This window comes from Peptoniphilus equinus (genome assembly GCF_027921445.1).
GTDB classification, from domain to species: Bacteria; Bacillota; Clostridia; order Tissierellales; family Peptoniphilaceae; genus Peptoniphilus; species Peptoniphilus equinus.
Genome location: NZ_CP115667.1, coordinates 669,688 through 682,757 on the forward strand (window position 1 = coordinate 669,688; position 13,070 = coordinate 682,757).

Below are 13,070 nucleotides of genomic sequence, written 5' to 3' on the forward strand. Positions count from 1 at the left end.
AGCTTATGGATAGAATGTTAATTGGGCCAAAACGAGAGGGCGTCGAGCCTATTGAACTGCGTGTTAACGGCAAAGACTATGTTACCTACACGGATAAGACCTTACTCCGATTTTTAAGAGACGATTTAAAAATCACCTCAGTCAAAGACGGTTGCAGTCAGGGTGCTTGTGGAACGTGTACTGTCCTTGTGGGGGACCAACGCAAAGCTTCCTGTACCGTGAAGCTGTCTAAAGTTGCAAGTGAAGTCTTAACCGTGGACGGCTTGTCTCAAAGAGAAAAAGATGCTTTTGTTTATGCCTTCGGAGAAGCCGGGGCCGTACAATGCGGGTTCTGTACGCCGGGGATGGTGATGTCAGGTGCAGCTGTTTTACGCGCCAATCCCGATCCAAGCGAAGAGGAAATTAAAGAAGGCATTAAGAGCAATATTTGCCGTTGTACCGGCTATGTGAAGATTATAAAAGGTATTAAAATGGCTGCGGACATTTTGAATGGGAAATGTCAGTTGGAGAACACTGATGATAACAATCGTGTCGGTTCAAGATTGTTGCGTCTGGATTCTGATGACAAAGTTCTGGGGCAAGGGGAGTTCTGTGATGATATGGACATGGAAGGCTTGACCTATGGCTCGGCCATTCGCTCGAAGTATCCGCGGGCACGTATTCTTTCCCTGGATATATCCAAAGCGGCAGCGCTGGACGGTGTCGTGGGTGTATTGACGGCGAAGGATGTACCGAACAATAAGGTAGGACACATTCAACAGGATTGGGACGTGTTTATTGAAGAGGGACAAATAACTCGCTCCGAAGGGGATGCCATCTGTCTTGTCGTCGCCAAGACACCTGAGATTCTCGAAGCGGCAAAGAAACTGGTCGAGATTGACTATGAAGAGTTGGAGACGGTTTCTTCAATTGAAGAGGCACGCCAACCTGATGCGCCGAAAGTTCATCCGAACGGTAATTTATGTCAACAGCGTCATGTCAGTCGGGGCAATGCAGAGGAAGCCTTTAAGAAGTGTAAATATGTGGTGGAGAATCACTACAAGACCCCATTTACCGAACACGCCTTTTTGGAACCGGAGTGCGCACTCGCCCATCCGTACAAAGAGGGCGTAAAAATCTACACCTCGGATCAGAGTGTGTATGATACACAGAAAGAAACGCTGATCATGTTCGGATGGCAAGAGCATCCTGAACGCGTCGTGGTGGAAAATAAATTAGTCGGCGGCGGCTTTGGCGGCAAAGAGGACGTATCCGTACAGCATTTAGCTGCATTGGCCGCCTATAAGTTCCAAGTGCCTGTCAAGATCAAACTCACCAGAGATGAATCGTTGAAATTCCATCCGAAGCGCCATGCTATGGAAGGCAGATTCAAGCTGGGCTGTGATGAAGAAGGCAACTTTCTTGCTATGGAATGTGAAATCAATTTTGATACCGGTGCCTATGCATCCCTTTGCGGACCGGTTTTGGAACGTGCATGTACACACTCTGTGGGACCATACCACTATGAAAACACTGACATACGTGGTTTTGGTTATTACACCAACAATCCGCCTGCAGGGGCATTTCGTGGATTTGGGGTGTGTCAATCCAACTTCGCCATAGAGTCTAACATCAATCTCTTGGCTGAAAAAGTGGGGATTTCACCTTGGGAAATTCGCTATAAGAATGCCATTCGTCCAGGCGAAGTCTTGCCTAACGGACAAATTGCGGACAGTTCCACCGCACTCATCGAAACACTTGATGCGATCAAAGATGTCTACGAACAAAACAAGGGACATGTAGGGATTGCCTGTGCGATGAAAAATGTCGGTGTCGGGGTTGGACTTCCGGATAAAGGTCGTGCACGTGTGGTTGTCGATGGAGACAGCATTCACATTTTCTGTGCCGCATCGGGCATGGGACAAGGTGTGCGCACTGTCCTGTCTCAAATTGCCGGCGAAACGTTGGGACTCGATCAACACCATGTCATTGTGGAGATGCCGAATACGGAAACATCGCCGGACTCCGGGACGTCTTCCGGATCACGTCAAACACTTATCAGCGGCGAAGCCGTACGCAAGGCGTGTGAACTGTTAAAAGATGCGTTGCAAGACCAGACTATGGAAGCACTGGACGGTCAGGAATTTTTCTATGAATACTTTGATCCGACAGATCCTCTGACATCCACCAAACCGAATCCGGTATCTCACATCACCTATGGTTTTGCCACCCATGTGGTTGTCTTGGATGATGACGGTTTGATTACTGATGTCTATGCGGCTCATGACTCCGGTCAAATTGTCAACCCGACCATGATTGAAGGACAGGTTGAAGGCGGCGTGGTGATGGGCCTTGGCTATGCGCTCACCGAAGACTTTAAGCTTGATCGCTCCAAGGTGAAGGCAAAGTTTGCAAATTTAGGTCTCTTTAAAGCAAATCAAGTGCCTTGCATTCACTCCATCTTTGTAAAGCGTAATGAGCTTTTGGATCTGGCATATGGCGCAAAAGGTATTGGAGAAATTTCTACCATTCCAATCGCCGCCGCAGTTCAAGGGGCGTATTACGCACTGGACGGTGTGCTGCGCACCGAGTTCCCGATGAAGGATACAGCTTACAGCAAACCGAAGAAAGTTTTTAACCATGAAGTCAAATAGTCTTGTTGAACTTTTTGGCATAGAGAAAGGCGATGTTGTCTCCATAACCGGTTCCGGCGGGAAGACGACATTGCTTTTCGCGCTATCTGAGGAGTTAAAAACTTGTGGGCGTGTCTTGATCACTACCACCACCAAAATTTTCACACCTTCGACAGAACGGGCGGACTATAGATTTACCGATCTGAGCGACTATTATTTTGTAGGCGCAGACACCGTGCGGGTCGTCTTGGGCGTAGAGGATGCAGATACAGGAAAGCTCCTTGCACCGTCAGATGACGTACTTCAAAGGGTGGCAAAGGACTTCGACTACATCCTTATTGAAGCCGACGGATCACGCAACTTGCCCTTAAAAATGTGGCGGGAAGGCGAGCCTGTCATTTCATCGCTGACGACGAAGACTATTGGTGTTATTCCCATTCAGCCCTATGGACGTAAGGCTGAAGCGGATTTTATATTTAATTACGAAGGCTTTGTAGCAACTTTTGGCAACGGTTCTGTGGACTGCAACATCTATCGTGAGATTATTCAGCACCGCCGGGGTATTTTTAAAAATAGCCGGGGATCTAAGATCCTTTTTATCAATCAGGTGGAGTGTGAGGCGGCACGCTGTCGGGCACTACGCATTTTAAGTGCGCTGAGTGATGCGTCTATTACGAAGACTTATGGATCGTTACTGAAAGGAGACTACTATGGCATTGACTAGCATTATTATGGCATCCGGTTTGTCCCAACGCATGGGTGAGAACAAACTCTTTTTGGATTTCAAAAATAAACAGCTCTATCAGATCACTTTGGACCTTATGGAAGGTCTGAGGTTGGATGAAGTGATTGTGGTGAGCGTATATCGAGAGATTTTAGACGAGGCAAAAGCACGAGGTTTTCTTGCTGTTTTAAATGAGAATCCGACAGAAGGCAAAGCTGCTTCGATTCGTCTGGGGGTGGAAGCGGCAAAGCCTGAGAACGGATTAATTTTTTTTGTTGCCGATCAGCCGCTGCTTACTCATAATACTGTTGAAGCACTCATTGATGCGTATGAGCAAACCACGCTTATCACCTATCCGGTTGTGAACCAGCGCAGAGGGGCACCGGTTATTTTTCCGCCGGAGTATAGAGAGAAACTTCAAGCCCTCACCGGGGATCAGGGCGGCATGGTTCTGACTGTGGACGAGGACGTCCAAGGTGTGGATATTGCCGATGAAAGCGAACTTTTAGACATTGATACTTTGGACACATATAGGTATTTAAAGGACACTTATGACAAATAATATTGTGATTGTCCGTGGCGGCGGCGATATTGCCACGGGCTCCATTCAAAAATTACATCGCACCGGTTATCGGGTGCTGGTCCTGGAGCGGGAAGCACCGCAGTGCATTCGACGTTTCGTCACTTGTGCTGAAGCTATGTATACTGGCTTTTTTCAGGTGGAAGATTTAAGCATTCAGCGGATTGACAACCTCAGTGAAGCGGAGTCGGTCTGGGCAGCGGGTCGTATTCCAATTATTGCCGATGAAAGCGGCGCATCTATTCAAGCGCTCAAACCTCTTGCTGTTGTGGATGGCATCCTTGCCAAGACAAATTTGGGGACTCGTCGAGACATGGCGAAGATTGTGATCGGCCTCGGTCCGGGATTTATTGCAGGCAAAGATGTCCACGTAGTTATTGAAACCAATCGTGGACATAATTTAGGGCGTTTGATATTTTCGGGAGCACCGGAAGCTAACACCGGCAATCCGGGGGACATTTTAGGGTTTACCACTGAGCGCATTCTGCGCAGCTCCAATACCGGTACCATTGATGTGATTCATGATTTAGGCGCTGTAGTAAAGAAAGGTGATGTGGTGGCGACGGTGGACGGCGTGCCCATTTATTCACAGCTTGACGGCATGGTTCGCGGCATGATTCGACATGGAAGTCACGTCAAAGACGGCATGAAGGTTGGCGATGTAGACCCGCGTGTGAACAAGAAAAATCTGACTACCATCTCTGATAAAGCACGAGCCATTGGCGGTGGTGTATTAGAGGCGCTGTTGATGTTACAACGCGCTTTTCAGTTGTGACGCATATGCCGTCAACGCGGCTACAGCGGTATTCTCATCGGATGACGACACGGTAAACTCAAAGGGTTTCAGGGCTCTCTTATAATTGCGATCGTAATAGTTTTCAATGAGATATGTGGCAATCATAGCATAGTCGTTGTTATCTAAGGCATTGAACAAACGCGATACGGGAGCTTTACCGATGTAGGGAGACATAAGTTCCAGCGCTTTTTTTATGGCATCATGATCTTTCGGATACGTAAGAAGCAGTCGTTCAACACGGTGTTCCAGCGTATCGGTGACTTCAATATAAGGACTTTCAGCCATGGCCGTGACAAGACCTTGAGGAAGACTGACGCTGCCGATCTTACGACTTTCACTTTCTACAAAGACGGGACCTTCCGGCATACTGTGCAATGCGTCATAAATCAGGCTTTCAAAGTGTTTTTGAGTCGGCTGAGTGCCGAGACCGATATGCCCCAGGAGGGAGCCTCGATGGTTGGCAAGCCCTTCCAAGTCGAGCACATTATATCCTTCATCCTTCAAGCGCATAAGAAGTTGCGTTTTGCCTGTGCCGGTCATTCCCCAAAGCACAATGTAGTTATAACTTAGGGTAAGGGCGTCCAGATGATTTAAAATAAAATGGCGATAACCTTTGTATCCGCCTTTGAGGCGTTTAATCGGAAGTTTTAATGCCCGAAGGAGTTCGAAGAGCGTGCAGGAACGCATGCCGCCGCGACTGCAAAAGAGGATGACATCATCATAGATCGTCATCAACGCTTCAATGCGGGCATAGATATCAGGCAGACGGCGGCTTACCATGCTCACCCCAAGGCGTTTGGCCTCGGAAGTCGATTTTTGTACATAGGTATAACCGATCATCTCTCGCTCCTCATCACTAAAGAGCGGGATGTTGACGGCGCCGGGGATGGTGGCGGTTGAAAATTCCGACGGACTGCGCACATCGACAAATTGTGTTGAGGGTCGGTTTAAATACTCTTCTAGAGTGTTAGGATCAATTTCGTAATTCATTGCAGATTCCTTTCCAATAGGTTAATTATAGCACGCTGTAAGGGCAAAGGTGATACAATGAGTAGAGAATGGAGGATATATGAATCAATCAACGCGTTTGGAAGTCTGCGGCGGGTGTAATGCCAAGTTGTCTGCAACGAAGCTTAGCAGAATTTTAGAGGGACTTCCCAAAAACTTTCGGACCGACCATTTGGTAGGCTTTGATAAACATGACGATGGAGCCGTGGTGAAACTCACTGACGATTTGGCTGTGATTTTATCGTTGGACTTTTTTCCTCCGATGGTGGACGATCCGTACACCTTTGGTGCTGTTGCAGCTACAAACGCCTTAAGTGATATCTATGCCATGGGTGGTGAAGTGGTGAGTGCACTAAATATTTTGGCTTATCCTGAGTCCGGTGATGAGGCGATGCTTCATGAGATACTTCGTGGCGGCGCAGATAAAGTTAAAGAGGCGGGCGCTACGCTTTCGGGAGGACACAGCATCCATGATGAAAAAATGAAGTATGGTCTTAGTGTTATGGGCACGGTGCATCCCGATAAGATTTGGACCAATCAAGGCTTACAAGTTGGAGATGTTATCATTCTAACCAAAGCCCTCGGTACCGGTCTTGTCACCGGAGCAAAGAGTGTGGGTGAAGTTTCGGAGTGTGACTATTTGACCACGGTGAGATCCATGACTTTACTCAATAAGTACGCGCGAGATGTGCTCATGGGTTATGCTGTCCATGCCCTTACTGATGTCACAGGATTCGGTCTTTTAGGTCACTTGATGGAGATGGTGGATGACAGCGTCAGTGTGCTTCTGTCCATGAATGATATTCCGATCCTTCCGGGAGCTCTTGAAGCCGCTAAGAAAAGTCTTTTCACCGGTGGCTCAGAACGCAATCGCAACTACGTCGGTGATGTCGTGGCGTTGGAAGGACTTAAACTCTATGAAGAAGAGCTCCTCTTTGATCCCCAGACATCAGGCGGGTTTTTAATTGCGGTTGAGGGGGAAGTGTCGAAACCGATTATCGATGCACTACATCACTATGGGTATCCGGCCGAGGTGATTGGGACGGTAGTACCTCGAGAAGCAAAACAAATTTTAGTCTATTAGGAGGAAATTATGGAAATTAATGCGTTAGGCAAAGTATGCCCTATTCCTGTGATTCTTGCTAAAAAAGCACTTCGTGAACAAAGGGAAGGGGACGTTGTGGAAGTCCTTGTTGACAACGTGGAAGCAACTCATAATTTAAAGAAGTTGGCAGAACAGGAAAGTCTTGATTATGACGTGGTGCAAGAGGCGGACGAAAGATTTCGTGTGACCTTAACCGCTAGCGGCAAAGAGAAAAAACAAGAGCTGACTCAAGAGGAGTATGCGGTGCTCTTGGATGCTGATGAATTTGGAAAAGGGGAGAGCGGTTTTGCGAAGAGTTTAATGGAGACCTTTGTCTACAGCCTGACCGAACAAGATATTGTGCCTTCCATTGTCATTTGTGTCAATGAAGGTGTACGCCTGTCCACTGAAAATGAGAAGACTGTTGAAGATTTGAAAAAGTTGGAAGCCAACGGCACGGAGGTTATCAGCTGCGGTCTTTGCCTGGACAACTATGGTCTCAAAGACAAGCTGGCAGTAGGTCAAATTACCAATATGTTCCGCATTACTGAAATTTTAAGAACATACAAAGTGATTTCATTCTAATGGAAACCGTCGGATTATTTTCTTTTGAGAACAGTCGCTTGGCCTATATGGCTGCGGATGCAACCAAAGACCTTCAGACCCGTTTGATTCCACTCTTGCCGGAAATTGACGCCAGTTGCGGCTTAGCTCTTCGCTGTCCATTCGATGCGGTGGAGGTGGTAAAGGCGTATCTTAGCCATGAGCACATCACTTGGCAAGGGGTCTACAGCTATGTGCGAAGAGACGGTAAGCGCTATGTGGAGGCGTTGGTATGATTTATTTGGACAACGCCGCAACGACGGCACAAAAGCCGCCGGCAGTAGCGCAAGCCATGCTGCGCACCTTGAACGGCACCTATGGCAATCCGGGTCGAGGCAGTCATGACTACAGTTTTCGAGCACAGCAGGTGGTAGAAGGCACTCGGGATGCTTTAGGGACATTGGTTGGCGGCTTTGCCCGGGAACGTATTCTATTAAACAGTGGTGTCACGTATTCTTTAAATCTGGCGATTAAAGGTTTGGTTCAGTCCACAGATCATATTATCACCACGGTCTGTGAACACAACAGCGTCCTCCGTCCCCTCTATGAAACCGGATGTGAGCTCAGCTTTTTAGAGATGGACGAGAATTTCAGACCTAATTTTTCAAAGGTCAACTCTCTGATCAAGTCGAACACCAAGGGTTTGGTCATGACCCACGGGAGTAATGTCACGGGAGCGGTGTCGCCATTTGAAGATATTTTAGATGTGGCCAAGGCGCACGGTCTTTGGGTGATTCTTGACGGTGCTCAAACGCTGGGACAAATTCCTGTAGATCTTCAGAAGGCAGAGGACGAAGCCATGATCTATGCATTCACCGGTCATAAATCGCTGTACGGACCTATGGGAACCGGCGGCCTATTCCTTGGCGGCGCGCTTCGTCCTACAACGTTAATTACCGGTGGCAGCGGTATCTATAGTTTTTCCAAAACCATGCCGACGGAGCTGCCTATCTATTATGAAGCAGGCACTATGAACGTGCCCGGCTTGGCCGGACTCTGTGAAGGGGTAAAATTTTGCACTGAAGCTATACAGACGGCATCGGATTGCTTTGATAACTTGGTGAACGGGCTTCGGTCACTTAAAAAGGTCACGGTCTTTCATCCATTGGAAGGACCGGCAACGCACACTGTAAGCTTTGCTGTGGAGGGTTATGCCTCGGGAGAAGTTGCCATGCTCTTGGAAGAGCGCGGCATTTGCGGCCGCAGCGGATTTCACTGTGCACCGCTTATTCACCGTGCATTGAAGACAAATGACGATGGTCTTATGCGTCTTGCTACGTCATGCTTCACCACGGCGGATGACATAGTGGCGACCCTTGAAGCGGTTGCCGACATTATTTAACATAATGGAAGCGTCGGGCAATCGACGCTTTTTTCGAATCAGGGTAAGTTTTTGTGTTTTACGCTGAATTTTGGTATAATATTCTACATAAATAATTGGAGGTGGCCAATGTCTGAGAAGTATTTAGTAGAATCCGGGTCGACTGGCGATGTTAAAATTTCAGAAGACGTTATTGCAACAATATCCATTCTTGCCGCTGAGACTGTTGAAGGTGTTGTGAAGACACAATCCGGATTAAAATCTCAAGCGATGGACATAATTGGTCGTGCGATGGCTCGTGGTATTAAAGTTTCAGTGGGAGAAGCTGAAGCGGTTATAGATTTACACATAACTGTTGAATATGGACTCAACATTGTAGATATAGCGACAAAGGTTCAAGATAAGGTGAAAGATGCCGTAGAAAATATGACGGGACTTACTGTGGTGGAAACCAACGTACACGTCAGCGGCATTGCCGTACCGGATAGGAAAGTTAAAAATTAATGAGTAGAAAAAAAGCTAGAATTGGTCAAATGCAGTTGATCTATCAAATCGATTTGAATGGAACCTGCGACGACAACGATATCGATGTTTTTTTGGAAAACTTTGAATTTAAAGAGGATGAGGTTCAATACATCCAATCCAGTATGCCGGTGATCAATGAACACCTTGCAGATATTGATGCTTTGCTCAAAGATAATCTTCAAGGATGGACATTGGAGCGTCTCGCCAAAGTAGATCGTGCCATCTTGCGTATCGCCGTATATGAAATGCTCTACCGTGACGACATTCCTGATGAAGTTTCCATCAATGAAGCTGTTGAGCTTGCAAAGAGTTATGGGTCTAACGATTCTCAGAAGTTTATCAACGGAATACTGGGCAGTATTTATAGAAGTATTCATTGACCGAGGGCCGTGCTCTCGGTTTTTTAAATCCTATGACATCAGCCATACAAGTTAAAGAACTGAATAAATACATAAAAAAATATATTGCCATGGACTACTTGCTTGCCAACGTGACTGTGGAAGGGGAGATCACTGATCTTACCAAACATTCCAACGGCAACTATTATCTGACCTTAAAAGATGATGGGGCTAGGGTGCGTGCTGTCGTTTACTATACCGATGTAGCACGTTTGGGGCACGATCCTAAAAATGGCGATCATGTCTATGCCAACGGAGCTGTGTCTGTCTTTGAACGGGATGCATCTCTTACCTACTTTATTCGCAAGCTGGAGCTTGCCGGTGTAGGAACGGCCATGGAAGCCTTCTTGGCGTTGAAAGATAAATTACAGGAAGAAGGTCTGTTTGAAAAGAAACAGGGAAAGATACCTTATTTTCCTCAAAAAGTGGGCATTGTCACCTCAAAAGACGGCGCTGCCATTGAGGATATTATCAATGTTCTGACGCGCCGTAATCCGGCGGTAGAGATTGTCCTTTATCCTGCATTAGTACAGGGTGATCGGGCACCGGATGAATTACTTGCCGGGATGAACTATTTCGAAAAGTCCGATGTGGATGTCGTGGTGCTTACTCGAGGTGGCGGCGCCTATGAAGACCTTCAGGCTTTTAATGATGAAACCTTGGCTCGATTTGTGGCGTCCATGAGTAAGCCTGTGATATCCGCTGTTGGCCATGAAATTGACTATGTGATCACTGATTATGTGAGTGATCTCAGAGCGCCGACACCGTCTTCTGCGGCGGAGCTGGTGGCTCGAAGTCATGAGGAGCTGATAACTCAATGCGAGTTGACCCTGGGTACGCTTCGCAGCATGATGCTAGACAAGATTAAACGCTGTAAGAATGATGTGATACCGCTAAAACCTGTACTGAATCGAGCGGTTGCTACTAAACGTTACATGATTCGCTCTCAGCTTAATTTCGGCTACAGTGCTTTGAGAAACTTTCCGCATCAAGGGGCATCGCGGCATCGTGAACTTGAATTAGAACGGCGGTATTTAGAGAAGCTTATACAGGCAAAACCGGTCGTGGCGAGACAGACGCTGCGAGTCTATAAGGATCGGTTGAATCTGCCGCAAGTATCTAAGACACACAGAACACTACAAAATGCTGTGAAGAGTTTGAATGCTGCAGTGCATTCGAAAAATCACTTGAGTTATAAGCGTCGTCTTGCTGCATCAAAAGCAGTCATGGATGCTGCGTTAAACCGCACGTCAGAAGCTTACCATATCAAACTGCAGGCACTGAGTATGGCAGACTATGGGAAAAAATTGGCACAAAAGATGGCGAGCAGACAGACACATCTGACGCAGGTGTTTACTGATGCGCAGCTTATGTGGCATAGGGATCTGGGTGATAAAGAGACCGCTTTGAGGGCTACTTATCACAAACTTGCTCGGCACAGTTTTTCCAACGCTTATGTGAAGTCGTCGGAAGGTACAATCTTACGAAGTGCCAAGGATGCCAAGGTGAAAGACCAAGTGACGATTGTCTTTTATGATGGCAGCGTGACATCTGAAATTTTAAAAGTGGGTGATCAACATGAATGAAACGTATGAAAGTGCATTTGCAAAATTACAGGACATTATTGCCGAATTAGAATCGGAGGATATCACTTTGGAAGCATCACTGGAAAAGTATGAAGAGGGTATTAAATATTACAAGTATTGCATGGCGAAGCTTCATGATTATGAAGATAAAGTGAAAGTGTTAATGCATGAAGGAGAGAGCCTTCAAGAGAAAGCTTATGTGAGGGACTAATGGATTATCCGTTTATAGACGACGTTGAAAATTATCTTTTTAAAAACTTTACATCCATTGACGAGTTTCAAAAAAAGGTGTACGAGTCCATGCTTTATTCCTTATCCAGCGGGGGTAAGCGCCTTCGACCCATCCTTACGATTTTGACTTTTAAGGCAATAAGTGATGAGGACATAGCAAAAGTGATTCCTTTTGCGGCGGCAGTGGAGCTGATTCACACTTATTCCCTCATTCATGATGATTTACCGGCTATGGACAATGACGACATCAGGCGGGGCAAGCCGACCAATCACAAGGTCTATTCGGAAGCTATGGCGATTCTATCTGGGGACGGTCTTTTAAATATGGCGGCGGAAGTGCTCAGTCGTGAAATTGAAAAGATGGATTCTATAGAAGCAATACAACGCGGGCTTCACGCCATGCGTTATATCTTTACCTGTACCGGTGTTCATGGCATGATTGGTGGACAGGTTATTGATTTGGGTTATACCGATACGATGAACAGAGAAGTCTGTGAGACGATGTATAAACTTAAGACCGCCGCACTTATTCGAGGCAGTGTGGTTTCAGGCGCTATCTTGGCCGGGGCCAACGATACAGAGATTGCAACTTTTGAGGAGTTTGCCAATGCGCTTGGTATGGCTTTTCAAGAACAGGACGATTACATCGATGCGGCTCAGGATCAAGCCCATGATAACAATACAATTTTAAATTATATCACCAAAGAGGAACTGAGCGTTGCGATAGAGAAGCATACGAATCGTGCATTAAAAGCTCTTTCAACGCTGTCTTATGATACGTCGGAGTTGGAAGCACTCACTCGAAAACTGGTGGGACGTGAACTATGAAAGAACGTGCAGATGTCCTGCTTTTTAAAAATGGCGACGTAGATTCCAGAGAAAAGGCAAAACGTCTCATTATGTCCGGTGAGGTCTTCATTGGCACACAACGGGTGGAAAAACCGGGGGAATTGGTTGATGTCGATGCAGAACTCTATATTAAGTCCAAAGGGTTGAAGTATGTCAGTCGCGGTGGATTTAAACTTGAAGGGGCTTTGGCATCCTTTCCTATAGTGCTTAAAGATGCGATTGCAGCTGATGTGGGATCTTCCACCGGTGGATTTACGGACTGCATGCTCCAAAATGGTGCAGCTAAAGTCTATGCTATTGATGTGGGCACCAATCAACTGGACTATAAGTTGCGAGTTGATCCGAGAGTCGTGGTGATGGAACAGACCAACTTCCGAACCTTTGAGACGGCATCTATTGAACAGGTGGATTTTTTGGCTACCGACGTCAGTTTTATTTCATTGGAACATATTTTGCCCAATGCGTACAAACTTTTAAAAAACGGTGCCGCAATGGTGGCCTTAATTAAACCGCAATTTGAGGCAGGGCGTGACAAAGTTGGGAAAAAGGGTATTGTGCGGGATGAAAAAGTACATAAGGACGTCGTCGAAAAAATTGTGAACTTCTCGTCAAATTTAGGATTTTCGATCCAAGGTCTTACCACTTCGCCCATTACAGGTACCAAAGGAAACAGGGAATTTCTAATCTATTTGGAGAAGTCGGATAAATTGTCGCACTATGATGATATTGATCAAATTATAAAGGGCGTGTGAT

At 46.5% G+C, this 13,070-nt stretch carries 15 protein-coding genes; 14 read left to right on the forward strand and 1 reads right to left on the reverse strand.

The annotated features are described in order from the left end of the window. Positions 1-5 precede the first annotated feature (5 nt). The 4 genes from xdh to yqeB are packed head-to-tail and all read left to right on the forward strand — an operon-like array spanning position 6 to position 4,691. Positions 6-2,633 carry a selenium-dependent xanthine dehydrogenase gene (gene xdh, locus O6R05_RS03285; RefSeq protein WP_271192107.1) on the forward strand — a complete coding sequence of 876 codons (2,628 nt, stop codon included), beginning with the start codon at positions 6-8 and terminating at the stop codon, positions 2,631-2,633. Continuing rightward, the gene (gene yqeC / locus O6R05_RS03290) at positions 2,620-3,336 is read left to right on the forward strand and encodes a selenium cofactor biosynthesis protein YqeC (RefSeq protein WP_271192108.1); all 717 of its coding nucleotides are present in this window, start codon (positions 2,620-2,622) and stop codon (positions 3,334-3,336) included. Before xdh ends, yqeC begins: the two co-directional genes overlap by 14 nt. Then, on the forward strand, positions 3,323-3,898 hold the full coding sequence (locus O6R05_RS03295) for a nucleotidyltransferase family protein (RefSeq protein ID WP_271192109.1): 576 nt from the start codon (positions 3,323-3,325) through the stop codon (positions 3,896-3,898). The genes yqeC and O6R05_RS03295 overlap by 14 nt, the downstream gene beginning before the upstream one ends. Beyond that, positions 3,888-4,691, forward strand: coding sequence for a selenium-dependent molybdenum cofactor biosynthesis protein YqeB (yqeB, locus tag O6R05_RS03300; protein WP_271192110.1), 804 nt, complete (start codon positions 3,888-3,890; stop codon positions 4,689-4,691). Before O6R05_RS03295 ends, yqeB begins: the two co-directional genes overlap by 11 nt. On the opposite strand, the gene mnmH is transcribed toward yqeB, so the two are convergent. Then, positions 4,668-5,702, reverse strand: coding sequence for a tRNA 2-selenouridine(34) synthase MnmH (gene mnmH, locus O6R05_RS03305; protein ID WP_271192111.1), 1,035 nt, complete (start codon positions 5,700-5,702; stop codon positions 4,668-4,670). The two genes, yqeB and mnmH, sit on opposite strands and share 24 nt — an antisense overlap. Positions 5,703-5,781: 79 nt before the next feature. Between mnmH and selD the strand changes: the two genes are divergently transcribed. From selD to O6R05_RS03355, 10 genes are all read left to right on the forward strand, one after another. Next, positions 5,782-6,804 (forward strand): selenide, water dikinase SelD, encoded by a 1,023-nt coding sequence (gene selD, locus O6R05_RS03310; protein ID WP_271192112.1) that lies wholly within the window; start codon positions 5,782-5,784, stop codon positions 6,802-6,804. 9 nt (positions 6,805-6,813) lie between these two features. Next, positions 6,814-7,389: a sulfurtransferase-like selenium metabolism protein YedF gene (gene yedF / locus O6R05_RS03315; RefSeq protein ID WP_271192113.1), complete on the forward strand. Its 576-nt coding sequence runs from the start codon at positions 6,814-6,816 to the stop codon at positions 7,387-7,389. Then, on the forward strand, positions 7,389-7,643 hold the full coding sequence (locus tag O6R05_RS03320; protein WP_271192114.1) for a putative Se/S carrier-like protein: 255 nt from the start codon (positions 7,389-7,391) through the stop codon (positions 7,641-7,643). Before yedF ends, O6R05_RS03320 begins: the two co-directional genes overlap by 1 nt. Continuing rightward, positions 7,640-8,749, forward strand: coding sequence for an aminotransferase class V-fold PLP-dependent enzyme (locus O6R05_RS03325; RefSeq protein WP_271192115.1), 1,110 nt, complete (start codon positions 7,640-7,642; stop codon positions 8,747-8,749). The genes O6R05_RS03320 and O6R05_RS03325 overlap by 4 nt, the downstream gene beginning before the upstream one ends. A gap of 108 nt (positions 8,750-8,857) precedes the next feature. After that, positions 8,858-9,232, forward strand: coding sequence for an Asp23/Gls24 family envelope stress response protein (locus O6R05_RS03330; protein ID WP_271192116.1), 375 nt, complete (start codon positions 8,858-8,860; stop codon positions 9,230-9,232). Then, a complete protein-coding gene (gene nusB, locus O6R05_RS03335; RefSeq protein WP_271192117.1) occupies positions 9,232-9,633 on the forward strand; it encodes a transcription antitermination factor NusB in 402 nt (133 codons plus the stop codon). Before O6R05_RS03330 ends, nusB begins: the two co-directional genes overlap by 1 nt. Before the next feature lie 32 nt (positions 9,634-9,665). Next, positions 9,666-11,237: an exodeoxyribonuclease VII large subunit gene (gene xseA, locus O6R05_RS03340; protein WP_271192118.1), complete on the forward strand. Its 1,572-nt coding sequence runs from the start codon at positions 9,666-9,668 to the stop codon at positions 11,235-11,237. Continuing rightward, positions 11,230-11,448 (forward strand): exodeoxyribonuclease VII small subunit, encoded by a 219-nt coding sequence (xseB, locus tag O6R05_RS03345; RefSeq protein ID WP_271192119.1) that lies wholly within the window; start codon positions 11,230-11,232, stop codon positions 11,446-11,448. The genes xseA and xseB overlap by 8 nt, the downstream gene beginning before the upstream one ends. Then, positions 11,448-12,296, forward strand: coding sequence for a polyprenyl synthetase family protein (locus tag O6R05_RS03350; protein WP_271192120.1), 849 nt, complete (start codon positions 11,448-11,450; stop codon positions 12,294-12,296). Before xseB ends, O6R05_RS03350 begins: the two co-directional genes overlap by 1 nt. Next, positions 12,293-13,069, forward strand: coding sequence for a TlyA family RNA methyltransferase (locus O6R05_RS03355; RefSeq protein WP_271192121.1), 777 nt, complete (start codon positions 12,293-12,295; stop codon positions 13,067-13,069). The genes O6R05_RS03350 and O6R05_RS03355 overlap by 4 nt, the downstream gene beginning before the upstream one ends. Position 13,070: the final 1 nt, after the last annotated feature.

Coding starts and splice junctions, on each gene's coding strand:
- xdh (WP_271192107.1), top strand. CDS start 6: ATGGATAGAATGTTAATTGGGCCAAAACGAGAGGGCGTCGAGCCTATT.
- yqeC (WP_271192108.1), top strand. CDS start 2,620: ATGAAGTCAAATAGTCTTGTTGAACTTTTTGGCATAGAGAAAGGCGAT.
- O6R05_RS03295 (WP_271192109.1), top strand. CDS start 3,323: ATGGCATTGACTAGCATTATTATGGCATCCGGTTTGTCCCAACGCATG.
- yqeB (WP_271192110.1), top strand. CDS start 3,888: ATGACAAATAATATTGTGATTGTCCGTGGCGGCGGCGATATTGCCACG.
- mnmH (WP_271192111.1), bottom strand. CDS start 5,702: ATGAATTACGAAATTGATCCTAACACTCTAGAAGAGTATTTAAACCGA.
- selD (WP_271192112.1), top strand. CDS start 5,782: ATGAATCAATCAACGCGTTTGGAAGTCTGCGGCGGGTGTAATGCCAAG.
- yedF (WP_271192113.1), top strand. CDS start 6,814: ATGGAAATTAATGCGTTAGGCAAAGTATGCCCTATTCCTGTGATTCTT.
- O6R05_RS03320 (WP_271192114.1), top strand. CDS start 7,389: ATGGAAACCGTCGGATTATTTTCTTTTGAGAACAGTCGCTTGGCCTAT.
- O6R05_RS03325 (WP_271192115.1), top strand. CDS start 7,640: ATGATTTATTTGGACAACGCCGCAACGACGGCACAAAAGCCGCCGGCA.
- O6R05_RS03330 (WP_271192116.1), top strand. CDS start 8,858: ATGTCTGAGAAGTATTTAGTAGAATCCGGGTCGACTGGCGATGTTAAA.
- nusB (WP_271192117.1), top strand. CDS start 9,232: ATGAGTAGAAAAAAAGCTAGAATTGGTCAAATGCAGTTGATCTATCAA.
- xseA (WP_271192118.1), top strand. CDS start 9,666: ATGACATCAGCCATACAAGTTAAAGAACTGAATAAATACATAAAAAAA.
- xseB (WP_271192119.1), top strand. CDS start 11,230: ATGAATGAAACGTATGAAAGTGCATTTGCAAAATTACAGGACATTATT.
- O6R05_RS03350 (WP_271192120.1), top strand. CDS start 11,448: ATGGATTATCCGTTTATAGACGACGTTGAAAATTATCTTTTTAAAAAC.
- O6R05_RS03355 (WP_271192121.1), top strand. CDS start 12,293: ATGAAAGAACGTGCAGATGTCCTGCTTTTTAAAAATGGCGACGTAGAT.